This is a genomic window from Martinezella lusitana (assembly GCF_900094565.1).
In the GTDB taxonomy this organism is placed as follows: Bacteria; Pseudomonadota; Alphaproteobacteria; order Rhizobiales; family Rhizobiaceae; genus Rhizobium; species Rhizobium lusitanum.
Genome location: NZ_FMAF01000001.1, coordinates 75832 through 95059 on the forward strand (window position 1 = coordinate 75832; position 19228 = coordinate 95059).

General features: G+C 60.4%; 21 protein-coding genes and 1 pseudogene. 8 read left to right on the plus strand and 14 right to left on the minus strand.

The genetic code is table 11. From position 1 onward, the window contains the following. Positions 1-3: 3 nt before the first annotated feature. Together GA0061101_RS00320 and GA0061101_RS39230 are read right to left on the minus strand one after the other, a co-directional pair. A complete protein-coding gene (locus GA0061101_RS00320) occupies positions 4-558 on the minus strand; it encodes a ubiquinol-cytochrome C chaperone family protein (RefSeq protein WP_037194114.1) in 555 nt (184 codons plus the stop codon). Continuing rightward, a complete protein-coding gene (locus GA0061101_RS39230; protein ID WP_156151500.1) occupies positions 497-742 on the minus strand; it encodes a hypothetical protein in 246 nt (81 codons plus the stop codon). The genes GA0061101_RS00320 and GA0061101_RS39230 overlap by 62 nt, the downstream gene beginning before the upstream one ends. Before the next feature lie 95 nt (positions 743-837). Here GA0061101_RS39230 and GA0061101_RS00325 point away from each other — a divergent pair, with 95 nt between their 5' ends. Then, positions 838-1347 (plus strand): outer membrane protein assembly factor BamE, encoded by a 510-nt coding sequence (locus GA0061101_RS00325; RefSeq protein ID WP_037194113.1) that lies wholly within the window; start codon positions 838-840, stop codon positions 1345-1347. Positions 1348-1495: 148 nt separating this feature from the next. Here the strand turns inward: GA0061101_RS00325 and GA0061101_RS00330 are convergent, their stop codons facing one another. From GA0061101_RS00330 to GA0061101_RS00340, 3 genes are all read right to left on the minus strand, one after another. Next, complete coding sequence (locus GA0061101_RS00330; RefSeq protein ID WP_037194111.1) at positions 1496-3634, minus strand: sodium-translocating pyrophosphatase; 2139 nt, start codon at positions 3632-3634, stop codon at positions 1496-1498. A 248-nt stretch (positions 3635-3882) separates the two neighbouring features. Continuing rightward, entirely contained in the window at positions 3883-4365 is a 483-nt protein-coding gene (nusB, locus tag GA0061101_RS00335; RefSeq protein ID WP_004122322.1) for a transcription antitermination factor NusB, read from the minus strand. 4 nt (positions 4366-4369) lie between these two features. Continuing rightward, positions 4370-4825, minus strand: coding sequence for a 6,7-dimethyl-8-ribityllumazine synthase (locus tag GA0061101_RS00340; RefSeq protein WP_037194107.1), 456 nt, complete (start codon positions 4823-4825; stop codon positions 4370-4372). Between the two features lie 199 nt (positions 4826-5024). On the opposite strand from GA0061101_RS00340, the gene GA0061101_RS00345 reads away from it, so the two are divergent. Both GA0061101_RS00345 and GA0061101_RS00350 read left to right on the plus strand, forming a co-directional pair. Next, positions 5025-5534: a cupin domain-containing protein gene (locus GA0061101_RS00345; protein WP_047552970.1), complete on the plus strand. Its 510-nt coding sequence runs from the start codon at positions 5025-5027 to the stop codon at positions 5532-5534. A gap of 47 nt (positions 5535-5581) precedes the next feature. Further along, positions 5582-6100 carry a GNAT family N-acetyltransferase gene (locus GA0061101_RS00350; protein ID WP_037194103.1) on the plus strand — a complete coding sequence of 173 codons (519 nt, stop codon included), beginning with the start codon at positions 5582-5584 and terminating at the stop codon, positions 6098-6100. A 263-nt stretch (positions 6101-6363) separates the two neighbouring features. Here the strand turns inward: GA0061101_RS00350 and GA0061101_RS00355 are convergent, their stop codons facing one another. The 8 genes from GA0061101_RS00355 to GA0061101_RS00385 all read right to left on the minus strand — a co-directional run bounded on the left by GA0061101_RS00355 (position 6364) and on the right by GA0061101_RS00385 (position 12963). Then, on the minus strand, positions 6364-6984 hold the full coding sequence (locus GA0061101_RS00355; protein ID WP_037194097.1) for a riboflavin synthase: 621 nt from the start codon (positions 6982-6984) through the stop codon (positions 6364-6366). Further along, entirely contained in the window at positions 6984-8093 is a 1110-nt protein-coding gene (gene ribD / locus GA0061101_RS00360) for a bifunctional diaminohydroxyphosphoribosylaminopyrimidine deaminase/5-amino-6-(5-phosphoribosylamino)uracil reductase RibD (RefSeq protein WP_092572789.1), read from the minus strand. Before ribD ends, GA0061101_RS00355 begins: the two co-directional genes overlap by 1 nt. 2 nt (positions 8094-8095) lie before the next feature. Further along, entirely contained in the window at positions 8096-8572 is a 477-nt protein-coding gene (gene nrdR / locus GA0061101_RS00365; RefSeq protein ID WP_034487306.1) for a transcriptional regulator NrdR, read from the minus strand. Positions 8573-8581: 9 nt separating this feature from the next. Beyond that, positions 8582-9880 carry a serine hydroxymethyltransferase gene (glyA, locus tag GA0061101_RS00370; RefSeq protein WP_037194091.1) on the minus strand — a complete coding sequence of 433 codons (1299 nt, stop codon included), beginning with the start codon at positions 9878-9880 and terminating at the stop codon, positions 8582-8584. A 174-nt stretch (positions 9881-10054) separates the two neighbouring features. After that, positions 10055-11368, minus strand: a complete 1314-nt coding sequence (locus tag GA0061101_RS00375) for a L,D-transpeptidase family protein (RefSeq protein WP_047552963.1) — start codon at positions 11366-11368, stop codon at positions 10055-10057. Between the two features lie 28 nt (positions 11369-11396). Continuing rightward, complete coding sequence (locus GA0061101_RS39815; protein WP_141694041.1) at positions 11397-11651, minus strand: hypothetical protein; 255 nt, start codon at positions 11649-11651, stop codon at positions 11397-11399. Positions 11652-11873: 222 nt separating this feature from the next. Then, positions 11874-12389, minus strand: a complete 516-nt coding sequence (gene ldtR, locus GA0061101_RS00380) for a transcriptional regulator LdtR (protein ID WP_037194421.1) — start codon at positions 12387-12389, stop codon at positions 11874-11876. 133 nt (positions 12390-12522) lie between these two features. Continuing rightward, positions 12523-12963 (minus strand): DUF6163 family protein, encoded by a 441-nt coding sequence (locus GA0061101_RS00385; protein WP_037194086.1) that lies wholly within the window; start codon positions 12961-12963, stop codon positions 12523-12525. A gap of 145 nt (positions 12964-13108) precedes the next feature. Between GA0061101_RS00385 and hemB the strand changes: the two genes are divergently transcribed. The 5 genes and pseudogenes from hemB to GA0061101_RS40000 all read left to right on the plus strand — a co-directional run. Continuing rightward, positions 13109-14122: a porphobilinogen synthase gene (hemB, locus tag GA0061101_RS00390; RefSeq protein WP_092572790.1), complete on the plus strand. Its 1014-nt coding sequence runs from the start codon at positions 13109-13111 to the stop codon at positions 14120-14122. Between the two features lie 191 nt (positions 14123-14313). Continuing rightward, entirely contained in the window at positions 14314-14772 is a 459-nt protein-coding gene (locus GA0061101_RS00395; protein ID WP_037194080.1) for an RDD family protein, read from the plus strand. Positions 14773-14955: 183 nt separating this feature from the next. Beyond that, positions 14956-15735: an arginyltransferase gene (locus GA0061101_RS00400; protein WP_047639196.1), complete on the plus strand. Its 780-nt coding sequence runs from the start codon at positions 14956-14958 to the stop codon at positions 15733-15735. Next, positions 15736-16617 (plus strand): DMT family transporter, encoded by an 882-nt coding sequence (locus tag GA0061101_RS00405; protein ID WP_047639195.1) that lies wholly within the window; start codon positions 15736-15738, stop codon positions 16615-16617. It abuts the gene before it with no gap. Positions 16618-16642: 25 nt separating this feature from the next. Beyond that, positions 16643-16744: pseudogene (locus tag GA0061101_RS40000) on the plus strand (type II toxin-antitoxin system death-on-curing family toxin); the annotation flags it as partial. 97 nt (positions 16745-16841) lie between these two features. Here the strand turns inward: GA0061101_RS40000 and parC are convergent. Further along, positions 16842-19100: a DNA topoisomerase IV subunit A gene (gene parC / locus GA0061101_RS00415; RefSeq protein ID WP_092572791.1), complete on the minus strand. Its 2259-nt coding sequence runs from the start codon at positions 19098-19100 to the stop codon at positions 16842-16844. Between the last annotated feature and the right edge of the window lie 128 nt (positions 19101-19228).

The window sequence follows — 19228 nt, forward strand, 5'->3', positions numbered from 1 at the left end:
CCCTTAACCTACCTTTTGGCCGAGCCTGCCTGGCTGCGGCAGCGTCGCCGAGCCCGTGGCGATATCGGCCTCCGTCACGGCGGCCAAATGCGCCTCGGCGTCCATCATCCAGTCGGCCAGCGCCGCCATCGAGGCTCCCTCGTCCGTCTTCGGATAGATGTTGCGACGAAGTGCTGCGGCAAGTGCAGCACGATCATTGCCGTCCATGGCCGTCGCATAACTTTCGAGCCGCCCGTAAAACATGCCGGCGAGTTTCTTCATGCGCTTCGGCACGCTGTTGTCACCAATTCCAAGCTCGCGGATCGAATAGTCGATATCCTCGAAAAACGCATCGACGATTTCCTGTGCAAGCTCCTGGCCGCTGGTCGCAGACGATCGCGTCCGCCGGAAAAAAAGGATCATGACAACCGAAAGCAATTCGAAGCGCCCCATCACCGTATCCGGCACGTTGTAGCCGGTATAGAAAACCGGCTCTCGCGCCATCGATGTCAGGGCCTCATATTGCCTGACGACGATGATCTGATTGTGATTTCTTTTGCGGAATAGCCCAAAAATCATGAAAATTCCCGGAATTGGCTCCTTCAGAGCGCGCCGTTTTTGCTTGGCCTTGTTGCATCCACGCCAAAGCTGGTTTACCGAAGCAGGCGCGAATTGCAATGCCGTTTGTGCCCGCTTCAAGGCTCCCGCCCTTACCTTCATCACCCTGTGGATGTCGGTGAAGAAGAGTGACGAACAACACCATTGTAGCTTTTTCCATCGCGGAAAGGCCACAATGATGTGCGCAGCAAGATCATACCGGCCGCTCGGCCATCGGATTGATTCATTAGGGGAGATGAGATGTCGTTGACCAGACGGTATTTCAAGTCTGACATTACTTTCAGCAGCAGTGCCGCCATCGCCCTGGTGATTGCGACCGTAGGACTTACGGCTTGCCAGACCGGCGAGGTCATGAACAACGGCTACATCTTCGATCAGCAGTCGCTCGCCCTTGCGCCTGTCGGCTCGAGCCGCGAGCAGGTGCTGCTGTCGCTCGGTACGCCCTCAACCACAGCGACCTTCGACGGCGAGGTTTTCTACTACATCTCCCAGAAGCGCACGCGCGCCGCCGCCTTCATGAAACCGAAACTGGTCGACCAGAACATCCTGGCGATCTATTTCGACAAGGACGGTATCGTGAAGCAGGAAGCCAACTATACGCTGAAGGACGGCAGGGTCTTCGACATGATCAGCCGTACGACACCGACCGGCGGCCGCGATATCACCTTCCTGCAGCAGATCCTGCAGGGCGGCGGCCAGGGCGTGAACGGCGCGAGGAACTTCCTCAACAACCTCAACCCGGGCCAATAGGCCGGGAAGATGCTCCAACAAAAAACCCGCGAGGCATAGCGCCTCGCGGGTTTTCTTTATGCGTTCGGTTTTCTTCGGCTAGAGCGGATGATTTTAGGTCGAACCGACCTAAAATCCGAATCCGCTCCACACTTTTCGGCATCACGCTCTATCCCGCAAGGACGGCCAGCAGCAGCAATGCAACGATATTGGTGATCTTGATCGCCGGATTGACAGCCGGGCCGGCCGTATCCTTATAGGGATCGCCGACGGTATCGCCCGTCACCGACGCCTTATGCGCCTCCGAGCCCTTCAGATGGCGCGTGCCGTCCTTATCGACGAAGCCATCCTCGAAGCTCTTCTTGGCATTGTCCCAGGCACCGCCGCCTGACGTCATGGAAATGGCGACGAACAGGCCATTGATGATGACGCCGAGCAGCGACGCGCCGAGTGCGGCGAAGGCCGAAGCCTTGGAGCCGGAGATCAGAAGCACGCCGAAATAGACGACGATCGGTGCCAGCACCGGCAGCAGCGACGGAATGATCATCTCGCGGATGGCCGCCTTGGTCAGAAGGTCGACGGCGCGGCCGTAATCGGGGCGTTCCGTGCCCTGCATGATGCCTGGTTTCTCGCGAAACTGCCTGCGCACTTCCTCCACGATCGAACCGGCAGCCCGGCCGACGGCCGTCATGGCGATGCCGCCGAAGAGATAGGGAATCATGCCGCCGAACAGCAACCCGGCAACGACGTAAGGGTTGGAGAGATCGAAGGAGATCGCGCCCACATTGGCGAAATAGGGGAATTGATCGCCATGGGAGGCAAAATATTTCAAGTCGTTCGAATAGGCGGCAAACAGCACCAGCGCGCCGAGACCGGCCGAACCGATGGCATAGCCTTTCGTCACCGCCTTGGTGGTATTGCCGACGGCGTCCAGCGCATCGGTCGACTTGCGCACTTCCGGCGGAAGATGCGACATTTCAGCAATGCCGCCGGCATTGTCGGTCACCGGGCCGAAGGCATCGAGCGCTACGATCATGCCGGCAAGCCCAAGCATGGCCGTCACGGCGATACCCGTGCCGAACAGGCCGCCGAGCTGATAGGTGGCGAGAATGCCGCCTACGATGACGAGCGCCGGCAGTGCCGTCGATTCGAGCGAGACGGCCAAGCCCTGGATGACGTTGGTGCCGTGGCCAGTGACAGACGCCTGAGCGATGGAATTGACCGGCCGCTTGTTGGTGCCGGTGTAGTATTCGGTAATGACGACGATCAGCGCCGTGACGATCAGCCCGACGATGCCGCAGAGGAACAGCTTCGTTCCGGTGATATCGAAACCTGCGACAGTGCCGATCGAACCCCAGCCGATGGTCAGCGACGTGGCGACTGCGAGACCGACGATCGACAGGAGACCCGTGGCGATCAGCCCCTTGTAGAGCGCGCCCATGATCGAACCGTTGACGCCGAGCTTGACGAAGAAGGTGCCGATGATCGAGGTAATGATGCAGGTGCCGCAGATCGCCAACGGATAGATCATGGCGGAGTCAAGCATCGGCGTGCCGGCGAAGAAGATCGCGGCGAGAACCATAGTGGCGACCACAGAGACCGCATAGGTTTCGAACAGGTCGGCCGCCATGCCGGCGCAATCGCCGACATTGTCGCCGACGTTGTCAGCAATGGTCGCGGGGTTGCGCGGATCGTCCTCGGGGATACCCGCTTCTACCTTGCCGACGAGATCGCCGCCGACATCTGCGCCCTTGGTGAAGATGCCGCCGCCAAGACGGGCGAAGATCGAAATCAGCGACGCGCCGAACCCGAGCGATACCAGAGCGTCGATGACATCGCGCGAGCCCGGCTCATGACCGAGAATATCGGTCAGCACATAGAAGTAGATGGAGACGCCGAGCAATGCGAGGCCGGCAACCAGCATGCCGGTGATGGCGCCCGACTTGAAGGCGATATCGAGACCGGCCGCCAGGCTATGCGACGAGGCTTGAGCCGTGCGGACGTTGGCGCGCACGGAGACGTGCATGCCGATGAAGCCGGCAGCGCCCGAGAGAATCGCGCCGATCAGGAAACCGAAAGCGGCTTCGGCAGACAATAGAAGCCAGGCTGCAATGAAAACAATGACACCGACAATTGCGATGGTTCTATATTGACGCGCCAGATAGGCCTGGGCGCCTTCCCGAATATAACCCGCAATCTCCTGCATGCGCGCATTGCCCTGATCGGCAGCAAGCACCGACCGGGTCGTCCAGATGGCGTAAACCACCGAGAGCAGCCCGCACGCTATAACACCTAAAAGAATTGACATTTCGCTTTTTCCCTCCAAAAAAGCCGGCGGTTCACTCCTCGCCCGGCCGCCCGCGACAACCGTGACCGCCCTCCTCCAAGACGACCGACAGATGTGCAATGCGAGATTGCTGTTGGGAAAACGTCGCGTCAAGACCGCCCGCGGGTAAAACACCCGCTGGAGGTTCAAAAGAATATCCGTAACTGAAATCAGGCGCGAACGAAGGAAACGAAAGTGCAAACCGCAGCGGTCAGCGCCTCCAAGGAAGCCTATTTCTTGGCTTCGCCGCGAACCTGCTTGGCGATTCGGTCGAGCACGGCGTTGACGAGTTTCGGCTCGTCCTCTTCGAAGAAGGCGTGGGCGATCTCGACATATTCGGTGACGATGACCGGAACCGGCACGTCCTTGCGGTCGAGAAGCTCGAATGTGCCGGCGCGCAGGATGGCGCGCACGGTGCTGTCGAGACGCGACAGCGCCCAGTCGTCCTGAAGGGCGGAGCCGATCAGCGGATCGAGCCGGGTCTGCTCGCGCACGACACCTGATACGATGGAGCGAAACCAGGATGCGTCGGCCTTCAGGTAGGTCTCGCCATCCAGCTCCTGTCCGAGACGGTGTGCCTCGTATTCGGCCACCACCTCCAGCACGCCGGTTCCGCCGATATCCATCTGATAGAGCGCCTGAACGGCGGCAAGGCGAGCCGCCCCCCGCTGGTTCGCGGGCTTTGCCGGTCGCTCGTTATCCTGATTGCTCATGAACTTATGCACCCAACTTTTGTCTCAGCGCGATCATCGTCAGCGCCGCGCGGGCGGCAAAGCCGCCCTTGTCCTTTTCCGAGCGGCGCGCGCGCACCCAGGCCTGATCGTCATTCTCGACGGTCAGGATGCCATTGCCGATCGCAAGCGATTCACTGACGGCCAGATCCATCAGCGCGCGCGAGGATTCGTTGGCAACGATGTCGAAATGATAGGTTTCGCCGCGAATGACCATGCCGAGAGCGACATAGCCGTCATATTGCGTGCCATCATTGTCCGCACCGTCGAGAGCCATGGCGATCGCAGCCGGAATTTCCAGCGCGCCCGGCACGGTGACGACATCATAGGTCGCGCCAGCCTCTTCGAGGGCGGTCTTGGCGCCGTCGAGCAGGGCATCGGCCATATCGTCGTAGAAGCGGGCTTCGACGATGAGGATATGGGCATTGGGAGAGCTGGACATATATCACCTGCGAATTGAGAGGGGGCGGCACCTTGCTAGGCCGGGTCAAACCACGGCGGGCCTCGCTTGGCAAGTGTTTTTCAATGGCCGCCGCCGATTCTAGCCCTATTTGGGGGCCATCGGAACAGCCATGGAAATTGTGGCTTCCGCGCACCCAACTGCTTCGATAATAATTCCGGACCTGGGAAGGGTGAGGCTCATGACGAAAAAATCCAGACCCGCCGTCAATGTCGGCGAACTTCAGTTGGATCATTGGCAACAGGGGAGCTTCTTCGCCGGCAGCGACACCTCCTTCGGTGCGTTGCTCGGCCTGAAAGACATCGGCATCAGCTACAACGAAGTGCCCCCCGGCAAATCGGGCTGTCCATTTCACAATCATCATGTCGAAGAGGAACTCTTCGTCATTCTCGACGGCGAAGGCGACTATCGCTTCGGCGATCAGCGCATCCCCGTCAGCAAAGGCGATGTGCTGGGCGCTCCGACCGGCGGCCCGGAGACTGCGCATCAATTGATCAATACCGGCCCCGCGGTGCTGATCTATCTCGCGATTTCGACCAAGGCGCAGACGGAAATCGTCGAATATCCGGACTCGGGCAAGTTCCTAGCGAAAACCTATCGGGGCGGCGAAGCGGCATTCCGGGTCATCGGCCGCGCCGCCAGCGTCGACGTGGATTACTGGGATGGCGAGCCCGGCGCATCGAACGACTGATCACACCCACGGAAATACATACCTGATAGCAAAGACATCATAACTACATGACCATGATTCCGACATTGACGACTGAACGACTTCTGCTCCGCGGCCACAGGCTGGACGATTTCGACGAATTCACAGCCATCTGGAAACAAAAGGACCTTGTCCGCTTTATCGGCGGTGAGTCGCCCACGCGCGAGCAGGTTTGGGCGCGCCTGCTGCGCTATGCCGGCATGTGGCATCATCTCGGCTTCGGCTTCTTTGCCGTGGAGGAGCGTGAAAGCGGCAGGCTCATCGGCGAGGTCGGCTTTCTCGATCTGCATCGCGATATGAGCCCGACGACGGAAGGCACGCTCGAAGCGGGCTGGAGCATCACGCCGCCGATGCAGGGCAAGGGCTATGCCACGGAAGCCGTGAGCGCGGCGATTGCATGGGCGGACAAACAGTTCGCAGGCCGGCGCATGACTTGCATCGTCGACCTGGAAAATGCGCCGTCCCTGCGCATCGCGGAAAAGGTCGGCTTCCGCCGGATCGGCGAAGTGAACTACAAGGACAAGCTCAATGCCATGTTCGAGCGATAGATGAGAAACCGATCGCCACTCCAGAAAGTGTAACGAAGATGGCTTCGCAGGAGCTCTTCTCGATTAAGGCCTACGAGCCGGCTTTGTCGTCGTGGCTGCGCAGCAGGTGGAGAAGTGCGGGCAGACGCTGGCGAACTTCCTTATGGAAAAGACATTGGCGCAAAACGACTGACTGGCGCGTCGGCCGATCGGTTGATGCCGACTGTGTCCGCAGTCCAGTGAGAGGTGCTCATGGGCACCCCTACTCCGCTACCGCGTGACGTTCACCCTTCACGAGCGACCGGAAATTCAGCCAGCCGAGCGGCATAGCGCGCCATGGTATCGACTTCGAAATTGACGAAATCCCCCGCTTTGCGCTCGCCCCAGGTGGTGACTTCCAAGGTGTGGCGGATCAGCAGCACGTCGAAGTCGGTGCCGTCGACGGCGTTGACCGTGAGCGACGTGCCGTCGAGCGCAATAGACCCCTTGGGCGCGACGAACTTGGCAAGATGCGCCGGCGCGCGCAGGCGATAGCGGGTCGCATCGCCTTCCGCCGTCACGGAGAGAATTTCCGCCTTGCCGTCGACATGGCCGGAAACGATGTGGCCGCCGAGCTCGTCGCCGATCTTCAGCGAGCGCTCGAGATTGATCTTGGCTCCGGCTTCCCAGGTGCCGATGGTGGTCAGCCGCAGGGCTTCCTCCCAGGCTTCTACCTCGAACCAGCGTCCATTGCTGCCCTCCTGCGGCAATCCGGTGACCGTCAGGCAGACGCCGGCATGGGAAATCGAGGCGCCCATGTCGATCGTGGTCGGATCGTATTTGGTAGCAACGCGCAGCTTGATGCCTTCCTTGAGCGGAGAAACGGATTCGACCGTGCCGACATCGGTGACAATTCCGGTAAACATCAAAAACCTCTTTCGTATTCGTCGCAGCGATCGTCGCCGAACTGGCTCTCGCTGATATGCATGAAACTGGGTGGGATATTGGATTTGACGATAGGCGATTCAATACCGCCTTCGCCGATATCGGCCGGCCCCTGGAACAGCAGGATGCGGTCGACCAGATCAGCATCGAGGAAACGTCGCGCAGTCTTCGCGCCGCCCTCGACCAGCAGGGAGGAAATCCCCCGCGTGCCCAAGGCTTCCAGCAACTCTCCCGGCTCGCCCGAATTAGACTGCAACACCTCGACGCCGGCGGCATCGAGAGCGGCACGGCGGCCTAAAAAGGCGCTGTCGGTATTCTCGTCGAAGGGTGGCGGATGGCCGGCAACGGCGATGACCGGATATTGCCGCGCCGTCCTCACCAACTTGCTGCCGAGCGGAAGCTGAAGGTCTTCATCGATGACGACGCGCAACGGCGAGCGGTCCTCAAGGCCGGGAAGCCGACAGGTCAATTCCGGATCGTCCGCTATCGCCGTGCCGATGCCGACGAGAATGGCGTCGCTTTCGGCACGCAGCATCTGCACCTGGGCGCGAGCGATATCGCCGGTGATGCGCACCTGCCCTTCGCCTGTCCTGCCGATCATTCCATCGGCGGAAATAGCAAGCTTCAGAGTTACATAGGGCCTGTTTCTCGTCTGGCGCATGAGGTATCCTGCCAGAGACCGCCTTCCCTCTTCCTCCAGAATGCCTGTATCGACTTCAATGCCGGCGTCGCGCAGCATCTTGATGCCGCGCCCGGAAACGCGCTGATCAGGATCCGTGACGCTGATCACGACCCGCGCGACGCCATAGGCGATCAGCGCCTCGGCGCAGGGCGGCGTCTTGCCATAATGCGAGCAGGGTTCGAGCGTCACATAGGCCGTGGCGTCCCTCGCCGCCTCGCCCGCCTCGGCCAGAGCCTGGGGCTCCGCATGGGGGCGGCCACCGACGGCCGTGACGCCACGGCCAATGACCACGCCGTCTTTGACGACAAGGCAGCCGACGGATGGGTTGGTGGAGGTCAGCCCGAGATGCGTGCGCGACAGGCGGATTGCCGCAGCCATGAAACGCTCGTCCTCGGACCGCTGCGTCATGGTCAAGGATCCAGCGGATCGCGGGCGATCTTGGCGTTGATCTCGTTGATCACATGCTCGAAATCCTCGGCATGCGAAAAATCGCGATAGACCGAGGCATAGCGCACGAAGGCGACGTCATCGAGGGTCTTCAGCGCCTCCAGCACCTGGAGGCCGATCTGTTCCGAGCTGATTTCCGTCTCACCGGAGCTTTCGAGGCGGCGAACGATGCCGGAAACGGCGCGTTCGATACGGTCACGGTCGACCGGACGCTTGCGCAGGGCGATCTCGAAGGACCGCACCAGCTTGTCGCGATCGAAGAGCACCTTGCGGCCGGTCTTTTTGATGACCATCAGCTCGCGGAGCTGCACGCGCTCGAACGTGGTGAACCGGCCGCCGCAATCGGGACAGATCCGCCGCCGGCGGATGGAGGTATTATCCTCCGCCGGGCGCGAATCCTTGACCTGGGTATCTTCCGTACCGCAATAGGGGCAGCGCATCCGCCCTCCTCAGCCCATATAGCCGTACATCGGGAAGCGGTCCGTGAGCTTGACCACCTTCTCGCGCACGGCGGCCTCGACGGCAGCATTGCCTTCATCCGAATTGGCAACCTTCAGTCCGTCGAGCACTTCGATGATGAGATTGCCGATTTCGCGGAATTCGGCTTCCTTGAAACCGCGCGTCGTGCCGGCCGGGGTGCCGAGACGGACGCCGGAGGTGACGAAAGGCTTCTCCGGATCGAACGGGATGCCGTTCTTGTTGCAGGTGACGTAGGCGCGGCCAAGAGCGGCCTCGGCGCGCTTGCCGGTGGCATTCTTCTTGCGCAGGTCGACCAGCATCAAGTGGTTGTCGGTGCCGCCGGAGACGACGTCGACGCCGCCGGAGATCAGCGTTTCGGCCAGCGCCTTGGCGTTCTTGACGATCTGCGCGGCATAATCCTGGAATTCCGGCTGCAGCGCTTCGCCGAGCGCCACGGCCTTGGCGGCGATGACATGCATCAGCGGGCCACCCTGCAGGCCGGGGAAGACGGCCGAATTGAACTTCTTGGCCAGATCCTCGTCATTGGTGAGGATCATGCCGCCGCGCGGGCCGCGAAGCGACTTGTGGGTCGTGGTCGTCGCAACGTGGCAATGCGGGAATGGCGACGGATGCTGGCCACCGGCGACGAGGCCGGCGATATGGGCCATGTCGACCATCAGGTAGGCGCCGACGCTGTCGGCGATCTCGCGGAAGCGCTTCCAGTCCCAGATGCGGGAATAGGCGGTGCCGCCGGCGATGATCAGCTTCGGCCTGGTTTCCTCGGCCTTGCGTTGAACCGCTTCCATGTCGAGCAGGTTATCGCCTTCGCGCACGCCGTAGGAAACGACGTTGAACCACTTGCCGGACATGTTGACCGGCGAACCATGCGTCAGATGACCGCCCGAATTGAGATCGAGACCCATGAAGGTGTCGCCGGGCTGCAGCAGCGCCAGAAATACGGCCTGGTTCATCTGCGAGCCGGAATTCGGCTGGACGTTGGCGAAGTTGACGCCGAACAGCTTCTTGGCGCGCTCGATGGCAAGCTCTTCGGCGATATCGACGAACTGGCAGCCGCCATAATAGCGCTTGCCCGGATAGCCTTCGGCATATTTGTTCGTCATGATCGAGCCCTGCGCTTCCAGCACGGCGCGGGAAACGATGTTTTCCGAGGCGATCAGTTCGATCTCATGCCGCTGGCGACCCAATTCCTTGCCGATCGCACCGAAGATTTCCGGATCGGTATCGGCAAGCGAGCGATTGAAGAAAGGTTCGGTGAACGGATTAGTCATCGTGAAAGCTCCTGAACGGGCCGGAACGGCAATGCAATTGGTATTAGCGTCAGGGTCGCGCGAGGGCAATACGATCAGCGACATTTGCTGGGCATTCTACGCTGAGGGGTGCCAGCCAATGAAAAAGCCGCATCCAAGGACGCGGCTTCGATCTCAATTGCGGTTGGAAGCCGATTATTGAACCGGCTGCTCCATGCCCTGGGTCGTTTCGAGCGCGAGCTCGGAATTGCCGTCGAGATTATAGATATCGTCGCGGAACTGAACGATACCGTCGGCAGCGCTCCACGCGGAGATATAGACGAAATAAACCGGCACTTCCGTCGCAAGCGTAATCGGCGTGTTGACGCGGGTGGAGATGACCTGCTCGATGTGCTGGCGCGGCCAGCCGGGCGTTTCGGTCAGCAGCCAGGTCGCCAGGTCGCGCACGTTCTGAACGCGCACACAGCCCGAGCTATCGAAACGCATCAGCTTGTTGAACAGGCCCTGCTCCGGCGTGTCGTGCATATATTCGTTGTTGGGGTTGTGGAAGTTGATCTTCGTGGACGCCATGGCGTTGGTCTTGCCCGGGTCCTGACGGAACATCAGGTCCGGAGCCTTGTCCGAATTCCAGTCGATCGTCTCAGGCGCAACTTCCTGGCCCTTGCCGTCGAGAAGGCGGATATTGCTCCTCGTCAGGTAGGTCGGATCCTTCCGCATCAGCGGCATGATGTCCTTGATGATGATGGAGCGCGGCGCCGTCCAATAGGGGTTGAGGATGACCTCGTAGATCTTTGAATTGATGATGTGCGTCGGGCGCGATTCCCGGCCGACGATCGCTTCGTGACGCAGCGCCACCTGGCCATCCTGCACGGCTTCGACACGGGTTGCCGGGATGTTGACCATGACATGACGGCGACCGAGATCGGACGGGAACGTCTGGAGGCGAACGAGGTTGGTATTCAGCTGCTGCAGGCGGACATTGGCCGAGATGTTCATCGCCTTCAGCGTGAAATCGCCGAGGACGCCATCCGGCGGAAGACCGTGGCGGGCCTGGAAACGCTTGACGGCGCCGTCAACGTAGGAATCGAAGGATGAGGAAATACCCGCCTCGCGCGGCAAGTCTCCCGTGACCATCAGATGCTGGCGCAGCGACTGCACGGCGGGATCGGTGACGCCGAGCTGCATGGACTGCTGGCTCGTCGGATTGATCTGCGGCCAGCCGCCATTGGCAACGATGCTCTGATACCGGGCAATCGCCTGCTGGATGTTCGGTACGGAATCAGGGCCGAGGATTGGCGTGTTCGACTGGACGGCGGCTGCCGTGCGTGCCGCGGCCTTGGCGTCGAACTGGTCGTCCCAATTGCCGCGAGAACGGTCGTTGATCAGCGCCTCCAGCGGAGTCGCGTTTTGCGCAAGGGCCGGCGCAGCCAATGCGGCAGCGCCAAAAGTTACGGCCGACCGCAGGAAAGAGCGGCGCGAAAAGGGTTCAATTCCGTTTTTCTTCGACATATCCCAACCGTTCAGCGCTGCGATCCAATTATGCGCAGCCTAGAGAGGAAGCAGTAAATAGCGCGGCTTGCGCCAAGTAACGCAGCTCAGTATCGATCCGTTCCCGTAAAGCACCATCAAAAACTTCGCCACGAACTATCACAATATTGCGAAGCGAAGGCACCGGAAGATCGAGATTTGAGAACGCCGCTTGCCGTCGGTTTCCGCTGTCATAGCAATATGGCCAATTCGTGTCGCCCGGCATGAAACTTGCCTTGCCGTGCTGCCGCGACAGAAGAGTCATATTGCAATTGCTAAAATACCACAGTTATCCGCGGTTCATAACCTGTCCTGACCTGCCGTCAATGGTACAACCGCTTTGCACGGCACATGTAACAGAAGCTGAAGAGCGGTCGTGGCAAAAAGCGCACAATTAGGGGTCCTACGACGCGTTCAAGCCGGACACGCAGGGAACGTGTCCGGCTTGTTTTACTGGAAGGTCTTACGGTTGATCCGTCGCCGTTACTTACAGGCGGTACATGATCGAGTCGTTCCAGAAGCGGTCGAGGCGCTGCAGGAGCTTGTTCATCTGGGTGAATTCGTCGGTGCCGATGCCGCCGACCTTGTCGATCGAGCCGATATGGCGCTCATAAAGCTTGGCAACGGTTTCGGCGATGTCCTGGCCCGTTTCCGTCAGGCTGATGCGGACCGAGCGACGGTCGATGCGCGAGCGCTGATGGTTGATGAAGCCGAGATCGACCAGCTTCTTGACGTTGTAGGAAACGTTGGAGCCGAGGTAGAAACCGCGCGAGCGCAGCTCGCCGGCCGTCAGTTCGGAATTGCCGATGTTGAAGAGGAGCAGCGCCTGGACGGCATTGACGTCGTCGCGACCCTGGCGGTCGAACTCGTCCTTGATCACATCGAGGAGACGACGGTGAAGGCGCTCCACCAGGTGAAGGGATTCCATGTACAGGCCCCGGATGTCATCAACCTGCTGATCCCGAGCATTCGAAACTGCCTGCGGCTTGATTTTCGTGTTCATCATGACTTGGCCTCACTCTGTTTTGTTTGGCGGTGTCGTTTTCTTCCCGCCTTGAGTGAGACCCTATCGAATACACATAAAATTCTACTTAAACTGCAGGCTTAACAGCATCTTACCGCGAAGTCTTGGTGTCTCAAGGTAAATCAACCATTACCTGCTGCTGCCGGCGGCGCCGCTTCTCCTGCCACAAAAGGATGCGGAACAGGCAATAAAGCACGGCCACGCAGGCATGCAAGATCATGATCAGCGGATTGGATCCGAATATCTCCGGCCAGACGCCGTACATCAATCCCTGGCCGCCCGCGGCCAGCACCCAGATGACCGGACCCCAGGATACCGTCAGCCACAATCCGAGTGCCGCAACGGGGAAGACGACGGCAAGCCCGGCGCTGGCGACCTTCCACGGCAGATCGAGCAGATCGAAGCGCGCATGGCCACCAAGCGAATAGCCGACCAGCATCGCCCAATATTGCAGGCCGAGCCAGAAGCACGCGATCGCGATCAGCCGCAGGAACAGCACGAACAGAATGTCCGTCAGCGAATTCTTGGGTACGGTCGAAGAATCAGGTTCCATGCGCGAACAATACGTAGGAGGCACTCGCCTCGCCAGAGCGATCTTGGCTGCGGCCTTTCGCCGGGTTTTGAATCCTGGGGACAGCGTGATAGGTACGCTGCCTATACAATAAGGCCATAGATAGACGAAGAAGGACGGCGGCACCATGGAGAACAAGACGCACCTCGTTGATGAGATTACCGGGCATCGGCGCATGCGGCGCAACCGCAAGGCCGACTGGACCCGCCGCCTGGTGCAGGAAAACAGGCTCGCCGTCGACGATCTGATCTGGCCGATCTTTCTCATCCCCGGCACCGGCATCGTGGAGCCGATCCCCGCCATGCCAGGCGTCAATCGCATGACTGTAGACAAGGCGGTGGAAGCGGCGAAGGAGGCGGCCGACCTCGGCATTCCAGCGCTCGCCACCTTCCCGAACATCGAGATGGAACTGCGCGACGAAACAGGCTCGAACAGCCTCGAGAAGAACAATCTCATCAATCTTGCCAGCGCGGCGATCAAGAAGGCGGTGCCGAACATCGGCGTTATCACCGATGTCGCCCTCGACCCCTTCACCAGCCACGGCCATGACGGCATCCTGCGCGGCAACGAGATCGTCAACGACGAGACGGTCGAGCAGGTCGCGCGCGCGGCCGTCTATCAGGCGGATGCCGGCGCCGACATCATCGCGCCTTCGGAGATGATGGACGGGCGCATCGGCGCGATCCGCCACGCTCTTGACGCCGCCGGCCATCAGAGCGTCGGCATCATGAGCTATGCGACAAAGTTCACCTCGGCCTTCTACGGCCCCTACCGCGAGGCGATCTCGACTGGCGGCCTGCTGAAGGGCGACAAAAAGACCTATTATATCGACCCGGCAAACGGCACCGAAGCCGTGCGGGACGCAGCACTCGACGTCGAGGAAGGCGCCGACATGCTGATGGTCAAGCCGGGCCTGCCCTATCTCGACATCTGTTGGCGGCTGAAGGAGGCATTCGGCCTTCCGACCTTCGCCTATCAGGTCTCCGGCGAATACGCGATGATCAAGGCGGCCGCCGCCAACGGCTGGATCGACGGTGACAAGGTGATGCTGGAAACCCTCCTCGCCTTCAAGCGCGCGGGCTGCGACGGCATCCTCACCTATTTCGCAATGGATGTGGCGAGGCATCTGGCAAAGAAATAGTTTCCAGCCATACGCCTGCCGCATGCTTATTGTATTTGCCGGACCTCATACCATATGTTCGGCAAATGTTTCTCTACTGCGCCGCGCGTCCTGGCGGACGCGCAAAGGTCGCGGTAGATTCTTTAATCTGCGCATAAGCCTTTCCTTAAATCTGGACGATCGAAGGAGTTATGCGCGAAGGAGGAAAAGTGATGAGCCTGAACCCTAGCCCGCTTTATGCAGCACCGGACGACTGGCGCGCCTATAGTGGCGTGCTGAGCCGGCGCATCTTCGCCTTCATCGTCGACTATGTCATCGTCGCTCTGCTCTGCATCCCGGCGGCCGTGGTGCTGTTCTTCGTGTCGATCCTGACGTTTGGGCTCGGTTTCTTCCTTTATCCGGCGCTCTTCATCATCGTTGCCGGCCTCTATTTCGGCTGGACGCTTGGTGGGCCTTATCAGGCTTCGCTCGGCATGCGCGCGATGGGCCTGACGATGGTGCGCGTCGATGGCCGGCGGATGGATTTCCTGACCGCGATCGTCCATCTGGCGCTGTTCTGGATACTCAATTCCGTCCTGACGCCGCTTATTCTGCTGGCGGGCCTCTTCACCGATCGCAGCCGCCTGGTGCACGACCTGTTGCTCGGCACGGTCATCGCCCGTACGGCATAAAACGGGGCGCCAGCCGCAACATAAGATCCGATCCCTGCGGAGCCTGTTGGCCCGCAGAAACACGCTTTTACGCATGGTCAATTAGGAAACTGTGTTCTTTACCAAAGGACGTAGTTGACGTTTTCTAAACTTGGGCCATGCTTGTAAAAAACCGGTGCCGGTAAAAGGGGCAATCAACGGCAGATGAATACGCAGTCGACGCCATCTCCGCAGTTTTACCTGACGGCACCCGCTGCCTGTCCGTATTTGCCGCACGAGATGGAACGCAAGGTCTTCACACACCTTGTCGGCCCGCGCGCTGCCGAGATGAACGATATTCTGACCCAAGGCGGCTTCCGCCGTTCCCAGAACATCGCCTATCGCCCCGCCTGCGAAGCCTGCCGGGCCTGCATATCGGTGCGCATTCTCGCCCAGGAATTCGAAGCAAGCCGCTCGATGAAGCGGGTGCTGTCCACGAATAGCGATGTCATCGCCACCGAATTTCCGGCACAGCCCTCGAGCGAGCAATATTCCCTCTTCCGCCGTTATCTCGACTATCGCCATCAGCAGGGCGGCATGTCCGACATGACCGTGCTGGACTATGCCATCATGGTCGAGGACACGCACGTCAACACCCGCATCATCGAATATCGCCGGCGCGAAGAAGGCTCGGGCCTGGAGCAACGCCCGAAAGGCGAGCTATTGGCGGCGGCGTTGACCGACGTGATGAGCGACGGGCTGTCGATGGTCTATTCCTACTTCAATCCCGATCACGACCAGCGGTCGCTCGGGACCTTCATGATCCTCGATCATATCAAGCGGGCGAAGGCGCTCGGGCTGCCGCATGTCTATCTCGGCTATTGGGTCAAGGGCTCCCGCAAGATGGACTACAAGACACGTTTCCAACCTCAGGAACATCTGACGCCGCGCGGCTGGGAGCGTTTCGATCCTGCCACGAACGCCGACGACGGCAGCATCCGCTGAATGTTCTCCAATCTCTCCGATCACAGGAAGGGCCTGTTGCTGACCACGTTCGGCGGTTTGGCCTTGTCGATGGACATACCGTTGATCCGCCTTTCCAGTGGTGACGTGTGGTCGGTGCTGTCAGCACGCAGCCTGGCAACGATCGTCGTGGCACTGACCGTCCTTGTGATCATCCGACGCGTTACCGGCTCGTTGCGAAGTGTGCTGCCGGGCTGGCTCGGGCTTCCCGTCGGCCTCTTCTACGGCCTGACGACCATCACCTTTCTTCTCGCCGTCTATTACACGACGGCGGCGAATGTCGTGTTTATCATCGCGCTCAATCCGATGTTCACGGCGCTTCTTTCGTGGATCTTCCTCAAGGAGCGCCCGGCCCTTTCGACTTTCGTCACCATGGCCGTCATGCTCCTGGGCGTCGGCCTGATCGTCGGAGACGGCATGGAGGGCGGTCATCTGCTGGGCGATGCGCTTTCCGTGCTGGCGTCTTTCTCCATCGCCTGCGCCATTACCATCGGCCGCGCCTCGCGGCGCGATATGGGCTTCGCATCGCTGCTATCGGCTGTCATTCCGGCCGCAGCCGGGCTTTATCATCTCGTTCCCTCAGGCTTTTCCATCGACCAACCCGGCTGGATTCTTCTCGACGGCGCAGTGCTGATGCCCCTCTCCTTCTGGTGCCTTGCGACAGGCACGCGCTTTCTTTCAGCGCCGGAAGTAGCGATGTTCTATCTGCTGGAAACGATCCTGGCGCCGATCTGGGTCTGGCTGATCTTTGCCGAAGCGCCGACCAACATGGCTCTGGCCGGCGGGGCCATACTGATCCTCGCGCTCGGCGCCCATTCGCTTTGGCAGGCGCGGGTCAGGACCCGAGCGGCGATCGCCGGATGATGCGCTCAGGTTGATATCCCCCGCTGCCCACCTCTACAGTTTCGTCGTTGCGGTGGCCGCCGGAGAGATTGATGAAGAAGGCGCGACGCGTTTCCTACGTGACGTCTGCATCCCCTATACCGATTGATCCCTGACGCACCACCCGGCCCTTCGCTAAGGCTCAAGGCATTCGTCGCTGCAATCGACCCACCGGGTCGATTGCTCGGGCTTCGCCCGATCGCTACTCACCCTGAAAACTTACCGCTTCTGGGGAAGCCCTTCGGTACGGCCCTGCCGGCGCCGGCACGATCGCCCAGCCATTCCGCCAGCTCGTCCCTGGTCTTGGTGAAGGTCCGGCCGGCACTGTCTTCCCATGTCAGGCCGTCCGCAATGGCAAAGCACCTGATGTCAGCGACGCCGCCATCCTTGTAGCGCTGCAGACGCACGCCCTTGCCGCGCGACATTTCCGGCACCTGCGACAGCGGGAAGATGATCATCTTGCGGTTCTCGCCGACCACCGCGGCGTGATCACCGGAGATCGAAACCAGAAGCTTCGTCTCGTCCGGGTAGGACACGTTCATGATCTGCTTGCCCTTGCGGGTATTGGCGACCAGTTCCGCCTCGGGCACGATGAAGCCGTTGCCTGAGGTCGAGGCGATCAGTTGCTTGCGCTGCGGCTCGTGGACGAAGGCCGTCAGCACGTCCTGATCGTTCTCCATGTCGACCATGATGCGCAGCGGCTCGCCATGGCCGCGGCCGCCGGGCAGCTTGTCGCCGCCGAGCGTATAGGCCTTGCCGCCCGTCGTGATGATCAGGATCTTATCCGTCGTCTGCGCCGGGAAGGCAACCTTCAGCCCATCGCCCTCCTTGAAAGTGAGCGACGACGTATCGGAAATGTGGCCCTTCAGGGCGCGGATCCAGCCCTTTTCCGAGACGACGACGGTGATCGGTTCTTTCTCGATCATCGCCTGCTGGATCGCGGCGTCGTCGGCCTCGGGCGCCTCAGCGAACTGCGTGCGGCGACGACCGATCTCGGTTGCCTTGGCGAATTTCTTCTTTACCTCGCCGATTTCCCAGGCGACCGTCTGCCACTGCTTCTCTTCCGAGGCGAGCAGCGATTCTATATCGGTCTTTTCCTTGGTCAGGCCGTCGAACTCCTTGCGGATCTCGAATTCTTCCAGCTTGCGCAGGGAGCGCAGCCGCATGTTGAGGATCGCCTCGACCTGATTGTCCGTGAGCCCGAACCGCTCCATCATCACAGGCTTCGGCTCATCCTCCTCGCGGATGATGGCGATGACCTCGTCGATGTTGAGATAGGCGATCAGGAAGCCACCGAGGATTTCGAGCCGCTTTTCGATGGCGGCGAGCCGGAAGCGCGACCGACGCAGCAATACCTCGCGGCGATGGTCGAGCCACTCCTTCAGCACCTCGTTCAGTGCCATGACCTTCGGGATGCGGCCCATGGACAGGACGTTCATGTTGAGCGGGAAGCGGCTCTCCAGCTCCGTCAGCTTGAACATCGATTCCATCAGGATCGTCGCATCGACGGTGCGGCTCTTCGGTATCAGGACGACGCGGATGTCCTCGGCGGATTCATCGCGAATGTCTTCCAGAAGCGGCAGCTTGCGTGCCAGCAGCAGCTCAGCGATCTTCTCGATCAGCCGTGACTTCTGCACCTGGAACGGAATTTCCGTAACGACAATCTGGTAGCCACCGCGGCCGAGATCCTCGATCTCCCATTTGGCGCGAACGCGAAATCCCCCGCGGCCCGTCCTGTAGCTTTCGATGATGCTCCGGCGATCGTCGATAATGATGCCGCCCGTCGGAAAGTCCGGGCCGGGAATATACAGCTCCACCAGTTTCTCGACGGTGGCTTCGCGGTCCTTGATCAGATGCAATGCCGCGTCGCAAAGCTCATGGGCGTTGTGCGACGGAATGGAGGTCGCCATGCCGACGGCGATGCCGGAAGAGCCGTTGGCGAGCAGATTGGGGAAAGCACCCGGCAGAACGACGGGTTCGGAATTCGACTCGTCGTAGGTATCGCGGAAATCGACCGCATCCTGGTCGATGCCTTCGAGCAACAGCTCGGACACCGCCGTCATCTTGGATTCGGTGTAGCGCATCGCGGCCGGGCTATCGCCGTCGATATTCCCGAAATTGCCCTGGCCGTTGACCAGCGTATAGCGCTGCGAGAAATCCTGCGCCAGACGGGCCAACGCGTCATAGATCGATTGGTCGCCATGCGGGTGATAGTTACCCATCACCTCGCCGACGATCTTGGCGCATTTGCGGAAGGCCGAATTGGGACGCAATCCCATTTCGCTCATCGCATAGACGATGCGGCGGTGCACCGGCTTCAGGCCGTCGCGCACGTCCGGAAGTGCACGGTGCATGATCGTCGACAAGGCATAAGCCAGGTAGCGCTCTTCGAGCGCGGCCTTCAGGTCGACCGGAAGGATGCTGTCGTCATCGCCGCCACCAGGCGGTAAAAGATTTTGTCCCATGATCCTTGACTATCGAAAATACCGATTCCCGGCAAGAAATCCGCTGAAAGCACCTGTGGATGAAGCCCGTTCAACGCGGGTTGCGATGCCGAAACAGACATATTTTTGCTGCACTTGCTCGCAACCTC